This is a genomic window from Kocuria sp. UCD-OTCP (genome assembly GCF_000349605.1).
Classification (GTDB): Bacteria; Actinomycetota; Actinomycetes; order Actinomycetales; family Micrococcaceae; genus Kocuria; species Kocuria rosea.
Genome location: NZ_AOSQ01000004.1, coordinates 47,824 through 66,436, shown reverse-complemented (window position 1 = coordinate 66,436; position 18,613 = coordinate 47,824). Strand labels below are relative to the sequence as shown.

15 protein-coding genes are annotated in these 18,613 nt (G+C 74.2%); 8 read left to right on the top strand and 7 right to left on the bottom strand.

The genetic code is table 11. From position 1 onward, the window contains the following. Positions 1-260: 260 nt before the first annotated feature. The 3 genes from glpK to H488_RS22170 form a co-directional block, all read right to left on the bottom strand. Entirely contained in the window at positions 261-1,784 is a 1,524-nt protein-coding gene (gene glpK / locus H488_RS22180; protein ID WP_017832284.1) for a glycerol kinase GlpK, read from the bottom strand. Between the two features lie 55 nt (positions 1,785-1,839). After that, entirely contained in the window at positions 1,840-2,622 is a 783-nt protein-coding gene (locus H488_RS22175) for an MIP/aquaporin family protein (RefSeq protein WP_031282381.1), read from the bottom strand. Between the two features lie 112 nt (positions 2,623-2,734). Then, positions 2,735-4,534 carry a glycerol-3-phosphate dehydrogenase/oxidase gene (locus tag H488_RS22170; protein WP_017832282.1) on the bottom strand — a complete coding sequence of 600 codons (1,800 nt, stop codon included), beginning with the start codon at positions 4,532-4,534 and terminating at the stop codon, positions 2,735-2,737. A 68-nt stretch (positions 4,535-4,602) separates the two neighbouring features. On the opposite strand from H488_RS22170, the gene H488_RS22165 reads away from it, so the two are divergent. Further along, the gene (locus H488_RS22165) at positions 4,603-5,559 is read left to right on the top strand and encodes a sugar-binding transcriptional regulator (protein WP_017832281.1); all 957 of its coding nucleotides are present in this window, start codon (positions 4,603-4,605) and stop codon (positions 5,557-5,559) included. 9 nt (positions 5,560-5,568) lie between these two features. Here H488_RS22165 and H488_RS22160 read toward each other — a convergent pair whose 3' ends face one another. Then, a complete protein-coding gene (locus tag H488_RS22160; RefSeq protein WP_017832280.1) occupies positions 5,569-7,053 on the bottom strand; it encodes a replication-associated recombination protein A in 1,485 nt (494 codons plus the stop codon). A gap of 181 nt (positions 7,054-7,234) precedes the next feature. Here H488_RS22160 and H488_RS22155 point away from each other — a divergent pair, with 181 nt between their 5' ends. Beyond that, entirely contained in the window at positions 7,235-8,539 is a 1,305-nt protein-coding gene (locus tag H488_RS22155) for a cation:proton antiporter (RefSeq protein WP_017832279.1), read from the top strand. 22 nt (positions 8,540-8,561) lie between these two features. On the opposite strand, the gene dtd is transcribed toward H488_RS22155, so the two are convergent. Continuing rightward, positions 8,562-9,014 carry a D-aminoacyl-tRNA deacylase gene (gene dtd, locus H488_RS22150; protein WP_017832278.1) on the bottom strand — a complete coding sequence of 151 codons (453 nt, stop codon included), beginning with the start codon at positions 9,012-9,014 and terminating at the stop codon, positions 8,562-8,564. A 55-nt stretch (positions 9,015-9,069) separates the two neighbouring features. Between dtd and H488_RS22145 the strand changes: the two genes are divergently transcribed. Further along, positions 9,070-9,669: a hypothetical protein gene (locus tag H488_RS22145; RefSeq protein WP_017832277.1), complete on the top strand. Its 600-nt coding sequence runs from the start codon at positions 9,070-9,072 to the stop codon at positions 9,667-9,669. A 75-nt stretch (positions 9,670-9,744) separates the two neighbouring features. Here H488_RS22145 and H488_RS22140 read toward each other — a convergent pair whose 3' ends face one another. Beyond that, on the bottom strand, positions 9,745-10,371 hold the full coding sequence (locus H488_RS22140) for a maleylpyruvate isomerase N-terminal domain-containing protein (RefSeq protein WP_017832276.1): 627 nt from the start codon (positions 10,369-10,371) through the stop codon (positions 9,745-9,747). Positions 10,372-10,693: 322 nt separating this feature from the next. On the opposite strand from H488_RS22140, the gene H488_RS22135 reads away from it, so the two are divergent. The 4 genes from H488_RS22135 (at position 10,694) to H488_RS22120 (ending at position 15,101) form a co-directional block, all read left to right on the top strand. Next, positions 10,694-11,122: a hypothetical protein gene (locus H488_RS22135; protein ID WP_126346302.1), complete on the top strand. Its 429-nt coding sequence runs from the start codon at positions 10,694-10,696 to the stop codon at positions 11,120-11,122. Continuing rightward, the gene (locus tag H488_RS22130) at positions 11,122-12,360 is read left to right on the top strand and encodes a glutathionylspermidine synthase family protein (RefSeq protein WP_017832274.1); all 1,239 of its coding nucleotides are present in this window, start codon (positions 11,122-11,124) and stop codon (positions 12,358-12,360) included. The genes H488_RS22135 and H488_RS22130 overlap by 1 nt, the downstream gene beginning before the upstream one ends. Next, positions 12,357-13,652, top strand: a complete 1,296-nt coding sequence (locus H488_RS22125; protein WP_017832273.1) for an APC family permease — start codon at positions 12,357-12,359, stop codon at positions 13,650-13,652. The genes H488_RS22130 and H488_RS22125 overlap by 4 nt, the downstream gene beginning before the upstream one ends. A gap of 147 nt (positions 13,653-13,799) precedes the next feature. Then, entirely contained in the window at positions 13,800-15,101 is a 1,302-nt protein-coding gene (locus tag H488_RS22120) for a winged helix-turn-helix domain-containing protein (protein ID WP_017832272.1), read from the top strand. 168 nt (positions 15,102-15,269) lie between these two features. Here the strand turns inward: H488_RS22120 and aspS are convergent, their stop codons facing one another. Next, entirely contained in the window at positions 15,270-17,072 is a 1,803-nt protein-coding gene (gene aspS / locus H488_RS22115) for an aspartate--tRNA ligase (RefSeq protein ID WP_017832271.1), read from the bottom strand. 144 nt (positions 17,073-17,216) lie between these two features. Here aspS and H488_RS22110 point away from each other — a divergent pair, with 144 nt between their 5' ends. Continuing rightward, positions 17,217-18,515 carry an APC family permease gene (locus H488_RS22110; RefSeq protein WP_017832270.1) on the top strand — a complete coding sequence of 433 codons (1,299 nt, stop codon included), beginning with the start codon at positions 17,217-17,219 and terminating at the stop codon, positions 18,513-18,515. Positions 18,516-18,613: the final 98 nt, after the last annotated feature.

Below are 18,613 nucleotides of genomic sequence, written 5' to 3'. Positions count from 1 at the left end.
GAGAGGTGAGGATCAGCCGCAATCCTCCTGTCCTGCAAGCGCCGTGGCCGCGCGCCGCTCACCGTGGTTGAGGCGGTGCGCCGGTCGTGCGGGAGCACGGGCCTTGCCGGCCGACGTCCTACTATAGCGTGTGCGGGGCCGTGGCGCGCCCCGGGGTGCTCGCGGTGCGGGCCGGCCCCCGTCCCGGTCCCGGCGCGCCGGAGCGCCGCCCGGGAGTCCCGGACGGCGCTCCGGCGCACGAGCCCTCGGCGCGGACGCGGTCAGTCGACGTCCTCGTCCACCCAGTCGAAGGTCTTGGTGACGGCCTTCTGCCAGTTGCGGAACAGCCGGCCGCGCTCGGCGTCCTCCATCTGCGGCTCCCAGCGCTTGTTCTCGGCCCAGTTCGCGGTGACCTCCTCCGTCCCGGACCAGAAGCCGACGGCGATGCCCGCGGCGTAGGCGGCGCCGAGGGCCGTGGTCTCGGTGACCTCCGGGCGGATCACCGGGACCCCGAGCTGGTCCGCCTGGAACTGCATGAGCAGCTCGTTGGCGGTCATCCCGCCGTCCACCTTGAGCTCGGTGATGTCCACCCCGGCGTCGGCGTTCATCGCCTCGACCACCTCGCGGGACTGGTAGGCCGTGGCCTCCAGGGCGGCCCGGGCGATGTGGGCCTTGTTGACGTAGCGAGTCAGGCCCACCAGGGCGCCGCGGGCGTCCGAGCGCCAGTACGGGGCGAACAGGCCGCTGAAGGCCGGGACGAAGTAGGCCCCGCCGTTGTCCTCGACCGACGCGGCCAGGGACTCGACCTGCGGTGCTGAGGAGAGGATGCCCAGGTTGTCGCGCAGCCACTGGACCAGGGACCCGGTCACGGCGATGGAGCCCTCCAGGGCGTAGACGGCGTCCTGGTCGCCGATCTTGTAGCACACCGTGCTCAGCAGCCCGTTCTCCGAGTGCACCACCTCGGTGCCCACGTTCATCAGCACGAAGCTGCCTGTGCCGTAGGTGTTCTTGCCCATGCCCTTCTCGAAGCACGCCTGCCCGAACATCGCGGCCTGCTGGTCGCCGAGGATGCCGGCGATCGGCACGTCCTTGAGGAAGCCGCGGGTGCGGCCCTTGCCGTAGACCTCGGAGGAGGAGCGGATCTCGGGCAGCATCGACATGGGGATGCCCATGTCGGCGCAGATCTCCTCGTTCCAGTCGAGGGTCGCCAGGTTCATCAGCATGGTGCGCGAGGCGTTGGTGACGTCGGTGACGTGCACCCCGCCGTCCACGCCGCCCGTCATGTTCCACACCAGCCAGGAGTCGGTGTTGCCCATGAGCAGGTCCCCGCGCTCGGCCCGCTCCCGGGCGCCGTCCACGTTGTCCAGGATCCACTTGACCTTCGGGCCCGAGAAGTAGCTGGCCAGCGGCAGGCCCACCCGGTCCTTGTACCGGTCCGGGCCGACCTCCCCGCCGAGCTCCTCGGCGATCTTCTGGGTGCGGGTGTCCTGCCAGACGATGGCGTTGTAGACGGGCTCCCCGGTGGTGCGGTCCCAGACCACGGTGGTCTCGCGCTGGTTGGTGATGCCCACGGCGGCCAGGTCCCGGGCGTTGATCTCGGCGGAGGCCTCGGCGTCGGCGACGACCTTGCGGACGTTGCGCCAGATCTCCATGGGGTCGTGCTCCACCCAGCCTGCGCGCGGGAAGATCTGCTCGTGCTCGAGCTGGCCGGTGCTGACGATCGTGCCCCGGTGGTCGAAGATGATCGCGCGGGAGCTCGTGGTGCCCTGGTCGATGGCCATGACGTACTTGGTGTCGGTGCTCATGGGTGGTCCCTCACTTCGTTGTGGTGTCGTGGACGGGTCGGTGGTGGTGCGGGCGTCAGGCGGGAACGTTGGCGTACAGCTGGTAGAAGCCGCCGGCGAGCACGGCGCCGATGAGCGGGCCCACGACCGGGACCCAGGCGTAGGCCCAGTCGCTGGAGCCCTTCCCGCGGATGGGCAGCACGGCGTGGGCGATGCGCGGACCGAGGTCACGGGCGGGGTTGATGGCGTAGCCCGTGGGCCCGCCGAGGCTCGCGCCGATGCCGACCACGAGCAGCGCCACGGCCAGCGGCCCGATCTCCGAGGGCGTGTTGCCGAAGAGCAGGATCACGATGACGAGGACGAACGTGCCGATCACCTCGGTGACCACGTTCCAGCCGTAGGAGCGCACGGCCGGGCCGGTGGCGAAGACCCCGAGCTTGGTCGCCGCGTCGATCTCCTCGTCGAAGTGCTTCTTGTAGGCGAGGAAGGCGAGCACGGCGCCCAGGAAGGCGCCGATCAGCTCTCCGGCGAAGTAGACGAGCGTGCTGACGAGCGTGACGGCCACCCCGGGGGCGTACTCCTCGGCGCCGCTGGCCCACAGCCCCACGGTCACGGCGGGGTTGATGTGCGCGCCGGACTGCCAGGCGACGTAGACTCCGGCGAACACCGCCAGGCCCCAGCCGAAGTTGACCATCAGGAACCCGCCGCCGAGGCCCTTGGACCTCGGCAGTGCGACGTTGGCGACCACGCCGGCGCCGAGCAGGATCAGCATCGCGGTGCCCGCGACCTCGGACCAGAAGACGGTGGACAGGGAGATGGGCACGGTGGGCGCGACGGCCTGTACCACTGCGTTCGACATCGACAGCACTGCGACTCCTCAGGTGGTGCGGATTGGATGGACCGGCCGTCCGTCGGGGACGGCCGGTGGGGGGTGGGGTCAGGGGACGGGGCTGGGTGGGACGGGCGGGTGCTCAGGCTTCGGAGGGGCGCACGAGCTCCAGGACGTCGGGGGCCGCGGCCCGTGCGGCGGCGGCCGCGGTGTCGTCCGGGGTCCTCGCGGCCTCGTCCTCCGCCGCGCAGCGGAGCCGGTAGGCCTCGACCTCGGCCCCCCGCCGCCGGTCGTCCCAGCCGAGGGCCTCGGCCGCGAGGTCCGCGATCTCCTCGACCGCGTCGAGGCCGTGGCGGGCCTGCTCCCACGTGAGCCGGGTGCGCGTGTCGAAGATGTCCTCGAGGTGCAGCGCGCCCTCGTGGGTGCAGGCGTGCACGATCTCCGCCCGCAGGTAGGCCGGGGCCCCCTCCAGGGGGCGGCCCAGGTCGGGGCGGTCCGCCACGAGCTCGGCGATCTCGGTGATCGCCGACCCGTAGCGGCCGAGCAGGTGCTGCACCCGCTCCTCGTTCCAGTCGTGCCGGGCGCCCAGGCTGCCGGCCTGGTGGCGGAGCGCGAGATAGCCCTCCGCGCCCAGCAGCGGAGTGCGGTCGGTGACCGAGGGCACGGCCTTGGCCCGCTCCTCCCCCAGGGCGAGGTCCACGGCGTCCTCGGCCATCACCCGGTAGGTGGTGAGCTTGCCCCCGGCGATCGTGATCAGCCCGGGGGCGACCTCGGTCACGGTGTGCTCGCGGGAGATCTTCGTGGACTGCGCGTCCCCGCCGCCCTTCTTCGTCCCGGGCTGCAGCAGCGGGCGCAGCCCGGCGTACGTGCCGATCACGTCCTCGCGGGTGAGCGGCCGGTCGAGGACCACGTTGGCGTGGTCGATGACGTAGTCGATGTCCTCCGCGGTGGCCACCGGGTTGACGAGGTCCTGGTGGTAGGGGGTGTCGGTGGTGCCGATGATCCAGTACCGCGCCCACGGGATGATGAAGAGCACGGACTTCTCGGTCTGCAGGATCAGCCCGCTCTCGCCGCGGATCCGCTCGCGGGGCACGATGATGTGGATGCCCTTGGAGGCGAGCACCTTCAGCCCGCCCTCGGCGTGGGCCAGGTCCTGGGTCTGCTCGGTCCAGACCCCGGTGGCGGCGATGACGGTCTTCGCCCGCACCGTGTGCTCCGCCCCCGTCTCGAGGTCGCGCACGGTGGCGCCGACCACCCGGCCGGTCTCGTCCGTGGGGAAGGACACGGCCCGCGTGCGGTTGGCCGCGAGCGCGCCGTAGCGCACGGCGGTGCGCACGATGGTGACGACGAGACGGGCGTCGTCGACCTGGCCGTCCCAGTACTTGACGGCGCCGACCATGGAGCCGGGCTTGATGTCGGGGAAGACCCGCTGGACGCCCTTGAAGCTGTAGTGCCGCTGGTAGGGCAGGGTCGCGACCTTGGCCCCGATGTGGGCGAGGGCGTCGTAGAGGCCGATCCCGGCGGTGACGTAGGGCCGCTCCCAGAAGCGGTGGGTCAGCGGGTAGAGGAAGGGCACGGGCTTGACGAGGTGGGGGGCGAGGAAGTCCAGGAGCAGCTCGCGCTCGCGCAGCGCCTCGGAGACGAGCTTGAAGTCGAGCTGCTGGAGGTAGCGCAGGCCGCCGTGGACGAGCTTGGAGGACCACTGCGAGGTGCCGCCCGCCCAGTCCTGGGCCTCGACGATGCCGGTGCGCAGTCCGCGGGTCACGGCGTCCAGGGCGATGCCGGCGCCGGTGATGCCGCCGCCGACCACGAGGACGTCGAGCTCGGGGCCGTCGGAGAACTCGGCGAGTGCGCGGTCCCGTTCGGCGCTGGAGAGGGTGGGGTGGGCCATGGTGGGGAACTCCTCGGGGCGGGTGGTTTCGGGCGGGAAGGTGCTCTGCATCACACTCTGTCCTGGGTTGCACCTATGCTCAAAGCAAATGAACGGACGTGCAGGGAAGGGTGGGTCACATGCACGGTGCTGCCGAGCTCCACCACGCGGCGGAGCTGTACTACGTGCAGGGCATGACGATGGAGGCGGTGGCGGACCGCTTCGGGGTCTCCCGCCCCACGGTCTCGCGGATGCTGCAGGCCGCCCGGGAGCGGGGCATCGTGCGGATCAGTCTCGCGGCTCCCCCGGACGCGGGACACGACCTGTCCCACCGGCTGCGGGAGGCCTTCGGGGTGACGGTGCACGTGGCGGGCACGCCGCGCACGGCCACGGAGCCGCAGCGGCTGGAGTCCGTGGCCCGGGCCGCGGCCGGACTGCTGGGCGACTGGTTCGGGGACGGGATGACGCTGGCGGTCGCCTGGGGGATCACGACCTCGGCGATCGGGGGCCACCTGCAGCCGAAGGCCACGCGCGACGCGGTGGTCGTGCAGATGAACGGCGCGGTCAGTGCCCGCTCCACGGGGGCGGCACAGTCCTCGGCGCTGCTCGGGCAGATGTCGGCGGCCTTCGGGGCCGCGCTGCTGCCCTTCCCCACCCCCGCGTTCTTCGACCAGGAGGAGACGCGGCGACTGATGTGGCAGGAGTCCTCGGTGCGGCGGGTGCTGGCGGTGCGCAACGCGGCGGACCTGGCCGTGTTCAGCGTGGGGGCCTTCCGCGGTCCGATGATCTCCCAGGTGTACACCAGCGGCTACCTGCCGGAGGACGCGCTCCGGGAGCTGTCCGCGCACCGGGTGGTCGGCGACGTGTGCACAGTCTTCCTGCGGGAGGACGGGACCTACGCCGACATCGACTACAACCGGCGGGCGAGCGGGCCCACGCCCATGGAGCTGCGGCGGATCCCGCGCCGGCTGTGCGTGGTGGCGGGGGACCACAAGGTGCCGGGCGTGGTGGGCGCCCTGCGGGCGGGCGTGGTCACGGACCTGCTCATCGACGAGCGCACGGCCGCGTCGGTGGTGCGCCACCTGTTCGGCCGCTGAGCCCGGCGGTCACCGGCCCCGGACGATGCCCCGCAGGATCTCCAGGCGGTGGGCGATCTCGCGCTCGCGGCCGTGCTCGGTGGGCCGATAGTAGTCGGTGCCCACGAGCTCGTCGGGCGGGTACTGCTGGGCGGCCACGCCGTTGGGCTCGTCGTGGGAGTAGACGTAGCCCCGGCCGTGGCCGAGCTGGCCCGCGCCGGGGTAGTGGGCGTCGCGCAGGTGGAGCGGGACGGGTCCGGCCCGGCCGGCGCGGACGTCGGCGATCGCCTCGTTGATCGCGGTGTAGGCGGCGTTGGACTTCGGGGCGGTCGCCAGGTGCGCCACGGCCTGGGCCAGCGGGATCCGCCCCTCGGGCATGCCGATGAGCTGCACGGCCTCGGCGGCCGCCACCGCGGTCTGCAGGGCGGTCGGGTCGGCGGTGCCGATGTCCTCGGAGGCGGAGATGATGAGCCGGCGGGCGATGAACCGCGGGTCCTCCCCCGCCTCGATCATCCGGGCCAGGTAGTGCATCGCGGCGTCGACGTCGGAGCCGCGGATCGACTTGATGAACGCGCTGACCACGTCGTAGTGCTGGTCGCCGTTCTTGTCGTAGCGCACGGCCGCCCGGTCGAGGGCCTCCTCGGCGTGCTCCCGGGTGATCACCGGCACCGGCCGCGCGCGGTCCCCGCCGTCGTCCCCGTCGATTTCCTCGTCCCCGTCCGCGCCCTCGACCGCGTCGTGGTCGTCCGGCTGCTCCGAGAACGCGACCCCGGCGGCGGCCTCGAGGGAGGTCAGGGCCTTGCGGGCGTCCCCGCCGCACAGGTCCAGGAGGTGCTCGCGGGCCTCCGCGGAGAGCTCCACCTCGCCGTTCAGTCCCCGGGGGTCGGCGACGGCCCGGTCCAGCAGCGCCCCGATGTCGGCGCGCTCCAGCGGCTGCAGCGTGAGCAGCAGCGAGCGCGAGAGCAGCGGCGAGATCACCGAGAAGGACGGGTTCTCCGTGGTGGCCGCGACCAGCACCACCCACTGGTTCTCCACCCCGGGCAGCAGCGCGTCCTGCTGGGCCTTGGTGAAGCGGTGGATCTCGTCGAGGAACAGCACCGTGGTGCGCCCGTGCAGGTCCCGGTCCGTGAGCGCCTCGTCCATCACCTTCCGCACGTCCTTGACGCCGGCGGTGATCGCGGAGAGCTCCACGAACTTCCGGGACACGCCCCGGGCGATCACGTGCGCCAGGGTGGTCTTGCCCGTGCCCGGGGGCCCCCACAGGATGATCGACGACGGTCCCGCCGGGCCCCGGTCCTCCCCCGCCAGCACCTGCAGCGGAGACCCGGGCTTGAGCAGGTGCTGCTGGCCCACGATCTCGTCGAGGCGGCGCGGTCGCATCCGCACCGCCAGGGGCGCCCGGGAGCGGGAGCGCCGCGCCCGGCCGGCGGGGCGGGCGGTGCGGTCCGCCCCGTCCCCATCGGTGAGGGGACCGGGGTCGGGGGCGTCGAGGTCGTCGAAGAGGGAGCCGGTCACCCCCTCAGGCTAGCGGCTGCGCCCGTCGCGGCCTGTCGGAAGCGGGGAGGCTGGGCGTACGATCAGCACGCTGATCACGTCGGTGCCGCCGCCGGGCGCGCTCCGCCCGGCGACGGCCACGACCGCTGCGGCGCGGGGTCCACCGGGGATCCCGCCCGGCCCTTCCAGGAATGAGGTACCGGTGTTCGAGGCCCCGAGTCTGCTCTTCGCCGCCGCCGGGCTCGCCGTGTTCGCGGCCGCCCTGCTGCCCCGCCTGCTCGTGCGGGCCCCCGTGTCGATGCCCATGGTGTTCCTGGCCGCCGGGGCGGTGATCTTCGCCGTGGCCGACACCCTGCCCGACCCGGACCCGGTGGCCCACAGCGCTGTGACCCTGCACCTGAGCGAGATCTGCGTGATCGTCTCGCTGATGGGCGCCGGGCTGGCCCTGGACCGACCGCTGGGCTTCCGGCGCTGGGCCACGACCTGGCGGCTGCTGGGGATCGCCATGCCCCTGAGCCTGCTCGGGGCGGCCCTGCTGGGCTGGTCGGTGCTGGGGCTGAGCGCGGCCGGGGCCGTGCTCGTGGCCGCGGCGCTGGCCCCCACCGACCCGGTCCTGGCCTCCGAGGTGCAGGTCGGGGAGCCCTCGGAGTCGCAGGAGGACCTCGAGGGCGAGGACGAGGTCCGTTTCGGGCTCACCTCCGAGGCGGGGCTCAACGACGGTCTGGCCTTCCCGTTCGTCTACCTCGCCATCGCCCTGAGCATCGTGGGCACCGCTCCCGGCGCGTGGCTGCCGCACTTCCTGAGCGTGGACGTGGCCTGGCGGATCGCGGTCGGCTGTCTCGCCGGGGTCCTGGTGGGCCTGCTCCTGCGGCGGCTCTTCTTCCGCTCCCCGCTCGACAGCGTCCGCACGACCGCGCAGACCGAGGGGTTCGTGGCCCTGGCCGCCACCTTCCTCACCTACGGTCTGACCGAGATGGTCGAGGGCTACGGGTTCATCGCCGTGTTCGTGTGCGCCGTGACCATCCGGGCGGGCGAGCGGGTGCACGGCGCCCACGGCGTGCTGCACAGCTACATCGAGCAGCTCGAGCGGCTGCTCACCGTGGTGGTGCTCGTGCTCCTGGGCGGCGCCGTGGCCCGGGGGCTGCTCGCCGGGCTCAGCTGGCGGGAGGTGCTCGTCGCGGCGGCCTTCCTGCTGCTGGTGCGCCCCCTCGCCGGGTGGATCAGTCTGCTCGGCGGCCGGACGGGACCGTGGGAGCGCGGCGTGCTCGCCTTCTTCGGCGTGCGCGGCATCGGCTCGATCTACTACCTCGCCTACGCGCTGTCCGAGGGCGAGTTCGCCGCGGAGGACCAGGCACTGTGGCGCATCGTGGGGCTGGTGATCGTCGGCTCGGTCCTGCTGCACGGGGTCACCGCGGGACCCGTCATCGCGGCCCTCGACCGCGCCCGGGAGCGGAAGGCGCGCGAGGAGACGGGCTCCGAGGAGGCCGCTCCCCGCACGGCGATCTGACGGCCCGCGCCGGGACCCGGTCTCAGCCCCGCCGGGGCCGTTCCAGCTCGGCGCTGTCCAGGACCAGGGTGAACGGGCCGTCGTTGACGAGCTCCACCTGCATCGCGGCCCCGAAGCGGCCGGTCGCCACGCGCGCGCCGAGCTCCCGCAGCGCGGCCACGTACGCCTCGAACACGGGTTCCGAGACAGGGCCGGGCGCGGCGGCCGACCACGAGGGGCGCCGGCCCCGGCGGGCGTCGCCGTAGAGGGTGAACTGGCTGACGGCGAGCACCGGGGCGCCGAGGTCGGCGCAGGACCGCTCGCCCTCCAGCAGCCGCAGCGTCCAGGTCTTCTCGGCGAGCTTCGCGGCCGTCGCGGCGTCGTCGTCGTGGGTCACGCCCACCAGGGCCAGCAGCCCCGGCTCCTCGACGGCCCCCACGACCTCTCCTCCGACGGTCACGGCGGCCCGGGCCACTCTCTGCAGAACGATGCGCATGGGCCCCAGTCCACCACAGGACCGGGCGCACCCGGGGCCCCGCTAGCCTCGACCCATGACCGCCGCGCGCAGCACGCCCCGACCGAGCACCCTGGTGGCCGAGGTGTTCGCGCCCGCCCCGCTGGTGCTGTCCCTGCTGGTGCTCGCCGGCTGGTCGGGGGCCGGGTGGCCCGGGGCCATGTGGGGCCTGGGGACGGCGGTGGTCGTGGCGTCGCTGCCGATGCTCGTGCTGCGGGTGCTGGCCCGGCGCGGGCGGGTGGACGGACACTTCGTGCGCGCCCGGGCCCAGCGGCTTCCGGTCTACGCCGCCACGGGGGTGCTGACGGCGCTCGTGGTGGTCGCCGAGCTCGCGCTGGGCGTCCCTCCGGTGGTGCCCGTGACCACGGCGTTCGTGCTGCTGGGCCTGCTGGTGCTGCTGGTCGTGACCCTGTGGTGGAAGGTCTCCGCCCACGTGGCGATGGCCGCGTGCTGGGCCGTGGGGCTCGGTGTCCTCAGCACCCCGTGGGCGTCGCTGGCCGCGGCGCCGGTGCCGGTCGTGCTGGCCGTCTCGCGGGTGCGCACCGGGGACCACACCCCGGCGCAGACGGTCGTCGGCGCCCTGATCGGCGTGCTCGTCGCGCTGGGCTGGGCGTCGGTCGTGCGCACGGTGCTCTGACCGGCGTCCGGGCCGCTTCCGCCCAGGACCGGCGCCCCGGTCGGTGCAGCCCTGGTCGGTGCAGCCCCGATCGGTTCAGCCCAGGACCGAGAAGCCCGGGGGCAGCGGCCGCCGGCCCGTGAGCGCCAGCAGGACCCCGGGCAGGTGCCCGCCGTGGGCGGCGAGCTCCAGCGCCGTCCGTCCGGCGTCGGCCAGGACGTGCTCGGGGGGTCTCCGGTCCAGCCCGCAGGCCCCGGCGACGTCCAGGCCGTGGACCGCCAGCTCGAACGTGCGGGTGGGCACGTAGGCGCGCAGCCGGGTGCCGCCCACCAGGGTGCGGATCAGCGGGTCCTCGTCGACGGGCACCTGCGCCAGGGCGTCCCGGGCCCGGTCCAGCGAGGCCCGGACGGTGGCGGACGGATGCCGGCCGAGCTCGCGGCCGGCGGCGACGCCCCGGGCCTCGACCTCAGCGGGGTCCGTGGCCGCGGCGGAGAGCGCGTAGTACTGGGCCGTGCCGGTGCAGGTCTCGTCGTCGGCGGGGACCGTGAGATAGGTGCCGAGCGTGACGAGCGCGCGGTGGGTGTGCCCCACGAGCGCCCGGACGTCCCAGGCGCCCAGGCCCGGCCGGGTCCAGTGGTGCGGGCGGATCTCCCCGACGAGGTCGGCGAACCAGGCCCCGGCGTCGAGGAGGGCGGTGCGGGCGGCGGCGGGATCACGGCTCATGGGCTCCCCTGGGTGCTCGGCGCGGGGCGGGTCCGGTCGGCGGGCTCCGGCCCCGGAGGTGCCCGAAGCCTACTGCGCGGCGACGGCGGGAGGACCGATGTTGCGCCTGGTTGCGCCCGCTCCTCCGGGCCCCGGGCGCCGGCGGCGCCCGGGACACGGGCCGGGCCGGGGCGCCCGGACGGGGCCGGGACGTCGTACGCTCGGAGGACCCCGCACGGGCGGGCCGGGTGCGCCGGCGCCGCCGTGCGGACCGCGCCGGCCGGACCGGCGCCACCTCAGCCCTCGACCGACCCCGTCCCGTCCTCGTCCCGGAAGGCCCCGCATGCCGCCCCGCCCCTCCTCACGGACCATGGCCGCCGCCTCGATCGGCGCCCTGACGATCGCCCTGACCGGCTGCGGGCAGGAGGCCCAGGACGTGCAGGAGGTGGACTCGGACTACGCCCAGATCTGCGTCGAGGACCCGGACGGCGAGGGCGGCGCCGAGCCAGTGCGGGTCGACGACGACGAGTGCGACGACGACCGCGGGCCCCGGGTGGGCGGCTTCTTCCCGATGTGGGTGCTCATGAGCTCCGCCCGGGCCACGGCCGTCCCCGCCGTGGGCTCACCGGTGTCGTCCGCGGCGGGCTGGAGCACCGGCCGGCCGCCGGGCTCGGCCACCGTGGCCCGCGGTCTGCCCCGCGACGGGGCCGCCGTGGGCAAGAGCGGCGTCTCGCGCGGCTTCGGCGGGTCGAAGAGCGGCTGGGGCTCCTGATGCGGCGCATCGACGGCCTGGCGCCGCGCCCCGGCTGGGAGCGCACCGTCCGCGCCGAGGGGCTCACCTACGCACGCACCGAGCGGCCCGACGGCCGGTCCTTCTCGTACTGGAACGAGACGGCCGCCTACGTCTTCTCCCCCGACGAGGTGGACGAGCTGGAGTCCGTCACCGACGAGCTGCACCGGATGTGCGCCGAGGCCGCCCGGTACCTGGCCACCGGCGCCCTGGGCACCCTCGGGCTCTCGGACGCGGCCTTCGAGCTGGCCCAGCACTCCCTCCGGCTGCGGGAGCCCTCGGTCTACGGCCGCTTCGACCTGGCCTGGGACGGGACCGGCCCGCCGAAGATGCTCGAGCTCAACGGCGACACCCCCACCGGCCTGGTCGAGGGGGCGATCTGCCAGTGGAGCCGCATGGAGGCGCTGTTCCCGGGCCTGGGCGAGGACCACCCGGAGTTCGACCAGCTCAACGGGCTGTGGCCCATGCTCGTGGACCGATGGCGGCAGCGGCTGCCGTACTCGGCCACGAAGACCCTGCACGTGGCCTACACCCGGGAGGAGGAGTCCGGGGAGGACGCGGCCAACGCCGCCGTCATCGCGAACACCGCGGTCGAGGCCGGCTACCGGGCCGTCCTGCTGCCCGTCGAGGACGTCCGCTACGACACCCGGTCCGGCGGCTGGGTGCACGCGACCGGGGACGTGGACGACCCCGTGGTGGTCGGCCCGATCGAGGAGATCTTCGCTCTGCACCCGTGGGAGCACATGGTCGACGACGGCCCCGGGGCGTTCGTGCTCGACGACCCCACCCGGATGCACCACTGGTACGAGCCGGCGTGGAAGATGTTCCAGTCCAACAAGCTCCTGCTCGTGGCCCTGTGGCGGTGCTTCCCCGGGCACGAGAACCTGCTGGCCGCCCACCCGGACGGGCCCGGCGAGCTGCGGGAGTGGGTGCGCAAGCCCGTGTTCGGCCGCGAGGGGGACGGCATCGAGATGCACGCCCGCGACGTGCGGATCCGCTCCGAGCACCCCCACCCGTCCCCGCTGGACGTGTGGCAGGCCTACACGCCCATCCGGAACTTCCCGGGCTCCGACGGCGCCCCCAACCACCCGGTCATCGGCTCGTGGGTGGTGGGCGAGGCGGGCGCGGCCGGCATCGGCATCCGCGAGTCGGACGGCCCATTGACCGACTACTACTGCCGGTTCGTGCCCAACGTCATCGACAAGAAGGGTCTGCTGTGACCGCTCACCTGCTCCCCCGGTCGATCTCCACCACGACCTCCGCGGTCATCGGGTCCACCTCGATCGCCCCGCTGTACTCGGCCGTGGTCACGGTGGGCCTCATCCACGCCCTGGTCGGCACCTGGACCCCCGTGGTGCTGGTCGGCGCCGTGCTCCCCATGGTGGTCGTCTCGGTCTGCTTCGCCCGCCTGGACGCCCTCTACGAGGACCAGGGCACCGTCTACCGGTGGGCCCGGGAGGCCTACGGCGCGTTCGCCGGGTTCCTGGGCGGGTGGGGGCTGTGGCTCTCGGCGACCCTCGTGCTCGCCTCCCTCGCCTGGGTCACGGCCGACTCCGCCCTGTTCGCCCTCGGGATCGGCGCCGGGCCCTGGACCACCACCGCCGTGGCCGCCCTGCTCATGGCGGTCTTCGCGGCGGTGTCCGCCTCGGGGATCAGGGTCTCGGCCGCCGTGCAGTGGGTCCTGGCCGTCCTGCAGCTGATTGGAGTCGGCGTGCTGGTCTGGGCGGTGCGCACCGCGCCGGCCCTGCCGCGCGGCACGGGCGCCGAGGACGGGGAGTGGACCGGCTTCTACGGCGCCGCGGAGCTCGCCGCCGGCTCCGGGGTCTCGGCCGGGGACGTGGCGGCCGCCCTGCTGCTGGCCCTGTTCCTGTACTGGGGGTGGGACTCCACGTTCTCGCTCACCGAGGAGTCCACCACGCAGCGGGCTCCGCGGGTCTCGGCGTGGGTCGCGCTCGGCGTGGTGGCGGCCGCCTACGCCGCCATCGGCTGGGCCTACGCCCCGGGGTCCTCGGTGGCCTCCCCGCTGCTGGCCGCGCTCGTGGCGGTCTCGGCGGGGGCGTCCATCGGCACCACGATGATCCCCACCTCCCGCGGCCTGATGTCCATGGCCCGCGGCGGGCACCTGCCGCGCCGCTTCCGGTCCCTGTCCTTCGCCACGTGGACCACCGCCGCCGTCGCCGCCGCCTGGATGGCGTTCTCCGGACCGCTCTTCGACGACTCGATCGGCATCATCTCGGTGCTCGTGGCCCTCTACTACGGCCTGGCCTGCGCCGCGGTCGCGAAGCTCGGGCGCACCGCCGGGGCGCGGGCGCTCGGCGTGCTGGGCGCCGCGCTCATGGCCGTCGCCCTCGTGCTGACGGGGGCGGAGTACGCGCTGACCGCCTCGTGGATGTGGGTGGGCCTGGTGCTCGCCCTGCTCGTGGTCCCGCTGTGGTTCCTCCTGGGCCGGGGCCGCGAGCCGCTGCCGGGCGCCCACGAGCGCACCCCGCACCTGGAGAGCCTGCTCGATTGACCCCCTGCCGGCTGCTGCCCTGCCGGACCGCTGGTGCCCGGACCGCCATGCCCCGGCTGCGGGTGTGCGGGGGCGCGGCGTGGCACAGCGGCGCTGCCGGCGGCGCATGAGCCGCCGCGCCGGCCGCGCGCACGACTGCGGCCGCTCATGCCGTCGACTCCGCACACCGGTCTCGGTATCGTCGTCCGGGTGACCCGCACGATCAGCACGGCCCAGGCGCGCCGCGTCGCGATCGCCGCCCAGGGCCTGGACCGCACCCGGCCCCCGGTGGTGACGATGCGGCACGTCACGAGCACCGTGGAGCGCATCGGGCTGCTGCAGATCGACTCGGTCAACGTCCTCGCCCGGGCGCACCTGCTGCCGCTGCTCGCCCGGCTCGGGCCGTACGACACCGCCCTGCTCGATCGGGCGGCGGGCCGGGCGCCGCGCCGCCTCATCGAGGCCTGGGCGCACGAGGCCTGCTACCTGCCCGTCGCCACCTTCCCGCTCGTCGCCTGGACCCGCCGGCGCTGGGCCGGCATGGACCCCGACGCGATGGAGGCCCGCCACCCGGGCGTGCTCGAGCTCGTCCGTGACGTCGTCGCCGAACGCGGCCCGCTCACGGGCCGGGAGGTCGAGGCGTTCGTCGACGCCCGCCACGCCCAGCGCGCCGAGGAAGGGTGGGGCTGGCGGTGGAGCGCCGCCAGGACAGCCCTGGAGATCCTCTTCGACGCCGGGCAGCTCGGCGCCGCGCGCCGCAACGCACAGTTCGAGCGGGTCTACGACCTCGCCGAGCGCGTCCTGCCCCCGCACGTCCGTGGTCAGCCGCCGCCGGACCCGGATGACGCCGTCCGCGAGCTCGTCCGCATCTCCGCCCGCGCCCACGGCATCGGGACCGTCCGGTGCTTCGCCGACTACTTCCGCCTCGGGCAGCGCGTCACCCGCCGCGCTGTCGACGAGCTCGTCGACGGCGGCGAGCTGCTGCCCGTCACGGTCGCCGGCTGGGACCGCCCGGCGTGGCTGCACGTCGACGCCGGCGTGCCGCGCCGCACGGGCGCCCGTGCCCTGCTGGCCCCCTTCGACCCGCTCGTCTTCGAGCGTCGTCGGCTCCTGGAGCTGTTCGGGATGCACTACCGCATCGGGATCTACACCCCGGCCTCCCGGCGCACCCACGGCTACTACGTGCTGCCGTTCCTGCTCGGCGAGTCCCTCGTCGCCCGGGTCGACCTCAAGTACGACCGGGACCGCGGCGTCCTCCTGGTCCGCTCCGCCTTCGCCGAGGAGCCGGGTCCCGACACCGCCGCGGCAACGAGGTGGCCGACGCGCTCCGTCGTCGTCGGGGAGCTGGCGGCCGAGCTGGCGACGACCGCGACGTGGCTGGGCGCGGACACCGTCGCCGTGGACGAGGACGCGAGAGGGGATCTGACCGGTCCGTTGCGGGGAGAGCTCCGCCGACCGTATCCGCGCTGAGGCCCGAGGATCCGTCCCGACGACGATCGCGGTGGGGCGCAAGCTGGATCGGCCTGTGGCGGGGGCTCGGCACCGCCGTGCTGCTGCCGGACCGAGCACCGGCGCACCGGGAGCACATCGGGCCGGGTCCGCCCGGAGCGGGCGGACCCGGCCCGCTGGTGCCCTGGCCTAGTGCGCGGCCGCCTTCTCGGCCTTCAGGTCCTCGTCCTGCTTCGCCCCCGGCCTGGCGTCCACCCCGGCCTCCTTGCGCTGCTGCGCGGTGATCGGCGCCGGCGCGGCGGTCAGCGGGTCGAAGCCGTTGCCGGTCTTCGGGAACGCGATGACCTCGCGGATGGAGTCGGTCCCGGCCAGCAGGGCGACCACGCGGTCCCAGCCGAAGGCGATGCCGCCGTGCGGGGGCGCGCCGTACTTGAAGCCCTCGAGCAGGAACCCGAACTTCTCGTCGGCCTCCTCCCGGCCGATGCCCATGACCTCGAAGACCCGCCGCTGCACGTCCTGCTGGTGGATGCGGATCGAGCCGCCGCCGATCTCGTTGCCGTTGCACACGATGTCGTAGGCGTAGGCCAGGGCGTGCTCGGGGTCCTCGTCGAAGGTGTCCAGGAACTCGGGCTTGGGCGAGGTGAACGCGTGGTGCACGGCGGTCCACTGGCCGGCGCCGACGGCGACGTCGCCGGACTCGACGGCCTCGGCCGCGGACTCGAACAGGGGCGCGTCCACGATCCACACGAACGCCCAGGCGTCCTCGTCGATCAGACCGGTGCGGTGGCCGATCTCCACCCGGGCCGCGCCCAGCAGCGCGCGGGAGGACTTCTTCTCGCCGGCGGCGAAGAAGATGCAGTCCCCGGGCCGCGCGCCGGTCGCGGCGGCGAGGCCCTCGCGCTCGGCCTCGGTGATGTTCTTGGCCACCGGTCCCGTCAGGGTGCCGTCCTCGCCGACGAGGACGTAGGCCAGGCCCTTGGCCCCGCGCTGCTTGGCCCACTCCTGCCAGGCGTCCAGGGTGCGGCGCGGCTGGGACGCCCCGCCGGGCATGACCACGGCGCCCACGTAGGGGGCCTTGAACACGCGGAAGGTGGTGTCCTGGAAGTACTCGGTCAGCTCGGTGAGCTCGAGGCCGAAGCGCAGGTCCGGCTTGTCGGAGCCGTACTTCGCCATCGCCTCCGCGTAGGTCATCCGGCGGATGGGGGTGGGGATCTCCACGTCGATGAGCTTCCACAGCGCGGCCACGATCCGCTCGCCGAGGGCGATGACGTCGTCCTGCTCCACGAAGGAGGCCTCGATGTCGAGCTGGGTGAACTCGGGCTGTCGGTCGGCGCGGAAGTCCTCGTCCCGGTAGCAGCGTGCGATCTGGTAGTACTTCTCGATCCCGCCGACCTGCAGCAGCTGCTTGAACAGCTGCGGGGACTGCGGCAGGGCGTACCAGGAGCCCGGGGCCAGGCGGGCCGGGACCACGAAGTCGCGGGCGCCCTCGGGGGTGGAGCGGGTCAGCGTGGGCGTCTCCACCTCGGTGAACCCGTCCTGGTGCAGCATCTCGCGGGCCACCCGGTTGGCGTCGGAGCGCAGGCGCATGATGCGGGCCGGCTCCGGGCGGCGCAGGTCCAGGTAGCGGTGCCGCAGGCGGGCGTCCTCGCCGACCTCCACGTGCTCGTCGATCTGGAAGGGCAGCGCGGCGGCGGTGTTGAGCACGGTCACGGTCTCGGCCATGACCTCGACCTCGCCGGTGGACAGCGCCGGGTTCTCGTTGCCCTCGGGGCGGCGCTCCACGGTGCCGGTGACCTGCAGGACGAACTCGTTGCGCAGGTGGTGGAAGTCCGCCTCGTCGCGCACCACGATCTGGGCGACCCCGGAGGCGTCGCGCAGGTCCAGGAAGGCCACCCCTCCGTGGTCGCGGCGCCGGCCGACCCAGCCGGCCAGCGTGACGGTCTCTCCGATGTGCTCGGCGCGCAGGGCGCCGAGGTTGTGGGTGCGCAGCACTGAAAAACCCTTCGTTGTTCGGGAGGTGCGGACGGGGCCGCGCCCATCGCGCGTTTCCCGGGGATTCACCGGGTGCCCCTACTCTCGTTCCGTGCACGAGTTTACAGCCCGGGCCTCCGCCGCCAGGACGACGACAGGACGACCATGAGCACCTCCCCCGGCCACCCGGCCCTCGCCCGCCGCCTGGGCACCCTCGACGCGACGGTGATCGGGGTGGGCTCGATGGTCGGCGCCGGGGTGTTCGTGGCCTTCGCCCCGGCCGCGGGGTTCGCCGGCCCGTGGCTGCCGCTGGCGCTGCTGCTGGCCGCGGTGGTCGCCTGGTGCAACGCGACCTCCACCGCCCAGCTGGCCGCCGTCCACCCCGCCTCCGGCGGCACCTACGTGTACGCGAACCGTCAGCTGGGCCCGTGGCCGGGCTTCGTGGCCGGCTGGGGCTTCGTGACCGGCAAGACCGCGTCCGCGGCGGCGATGGCGCTGACCTTCGGCCTCTACGCCGCGGAGCTCACAGGGGCCGACGACGCCGGGGCGCGGCTGCTCGCCGTGGCCGCCGTCCTCGGTCTCACGGCGGTGAACCTGGGCGGGGTCACCCGCACCGCCCGGCTGACGAAGCTGCTGGTCGCCCCGGTACTGGTGGTCCTGCTGGCCGTGGTCGTGCTGCTGTTCTCGGGCACCGGCCCCACTGCGGGCGGGGCCTTTGCGGGGGACGGCCCCGGGTGGGACGGGACCGGCTGGGGCGTGCTGCCGGCGGCGGGCACCCTGTTCTTCGCCTTCGCCGGCTACGCCCGGGTGGCCACCATGGGCGAGGAGGTCCGGGACCCGGCCCGCACCATCCCCCGGGCCGTGCTGGGGGCGCTGGCGTTCACGCTGCTCCTCTACGGGCTGCTCGGCCTCGGGCTGCTGCGCTTCCTCGGCGTCGACCGGCTCGCGGCGTCGGCCGCCCCGCTCCTGACGGTGGTGCGCGAGGCGGGCTGGGCGGCCGGGCCGGCGACCGCGGGCGCCGTCGTCGTCACCGCGGCCGCCGCCCTGGCCACGCTGGGGGCGCTGCTGGCGCTGGTCGCCGGGATCTCGCGCACGGCCCTGGCCATGGCCCGCGAGCGGGACCTCCCGGGGCCGCTGGGCGCGGTGTCGCAGCGGCACCGGGTGCCGTGGGCGGCTGAGCTGGCCGTGGCCGGGCTCGTGGTGGTGCTCGTGCTGGTCGGCGACGTCCGCACGGTCATCGGCTTCTCGAGCTTCGGCGTGCTCGTCTACTACGCGCTGGCGAACCTCTCCGCGCTCACCCTCCGGCAGCGCCCGGGGTGGGCGCCCCGGGCGGTCAACGCGCTCGGCCTGGCCGGCTGCCTGGTGCTGGCGTTCACGCTGCCGTGGCAGTCCGTGGTCACGATGCTCGGGGTCTTCGCCGTGGGCCTGGCCGGGCGCGCCCTGGTGCTGTCCCGGCGGCCCTGACCTCCTCCGCGCCGAGCCCCCAACTCTCCCGTCACCCACGGCGCCGAGCCCCCATTCCCTTGCCCTTTCCCCACATTTTTTCTGGGGAATCGCGGCAG

Excerpts from the sequence above, each read along its gene's own strand:
- glpK (WP_017832284.1), bottom strand. The coding sequence starts at position 1,784 with ATGAGCACCGACACCAAGTACGTCATGGCCATCGACCAGGGCACCACG.
- H488_RS22175 (WP_031282381.1), bottom strand. The coding sequence starts at position 2,622 with ATGTCGAACGCAGTGGTACAGGCCGTCGCGCCCACCGTGCCCATCTCC.
- H488_RS22170 (WP_017832282.1), bottom strand. The coding sequence starts at position 4,534 with ATGCAGAGCACCTTCCCGCCCGAAACCACCCGCCCCGAGGAGTTCCCC.
- H488_RS22165 (WP_017832281.1), top strand. The coding sequence starts at position 4,603 with ATGCACGGTGCTGCCGAGCTCCACCACGCGGCGGAGCTGTACTACGTG.
- dtd (WP_017832278.1), bottom strand. The coding sequence starts at position 9,014 with ATGCGCATCGTTCTGCAGAGAGTGGCCCGGGCCGCCGTGACCGTCGGA.
- H488_RS22145 (WP_017832277.1), top strand. The coding sequence starts at position 9,070 with ATGACCGCCGCGCGCAGCACGCCCCGACCGAGCACCCTGGTGGCCGAG.
- H488_RS22140 (WP_017832276.1), bottom strand. The coding sequence starts at position 10,371 with ATGAGCCGTGATCCCGCCGCCGCCCGCACCGCCCTCCTCGACGCCGGG.
- H488_RS22135 (WP_126346302.1), top strand. The coding sequence starts at position 10,694 with ATGCCGCCCCGCCCCTCCTCACGGACCATGGCCGCCGCCTCGATCGGC.
- H488_RS22130 (WP_017832274.1), top strand. The coding sequence starts at position 11,122 with ATGCGGCGCATCGACGGCCTGGCGCCGCGCCCCGGCTGGGAGCGCACC.
- H488_RS22120 (WP_017832272.1), top strand. The coding sequence starts at position 13,800 with ATGCCGTCGACTCCGCACACCGGTCTCGGTATCGTCGTCCGGGTGACC.
- H488_RS22110 (WP_017832270.1), top strand. The coding sequence starts at position 17,217 with ATGAGCACCTCCCCCGGCCACCCGGCCCTCGCCCGCCGCCTGGGCACC.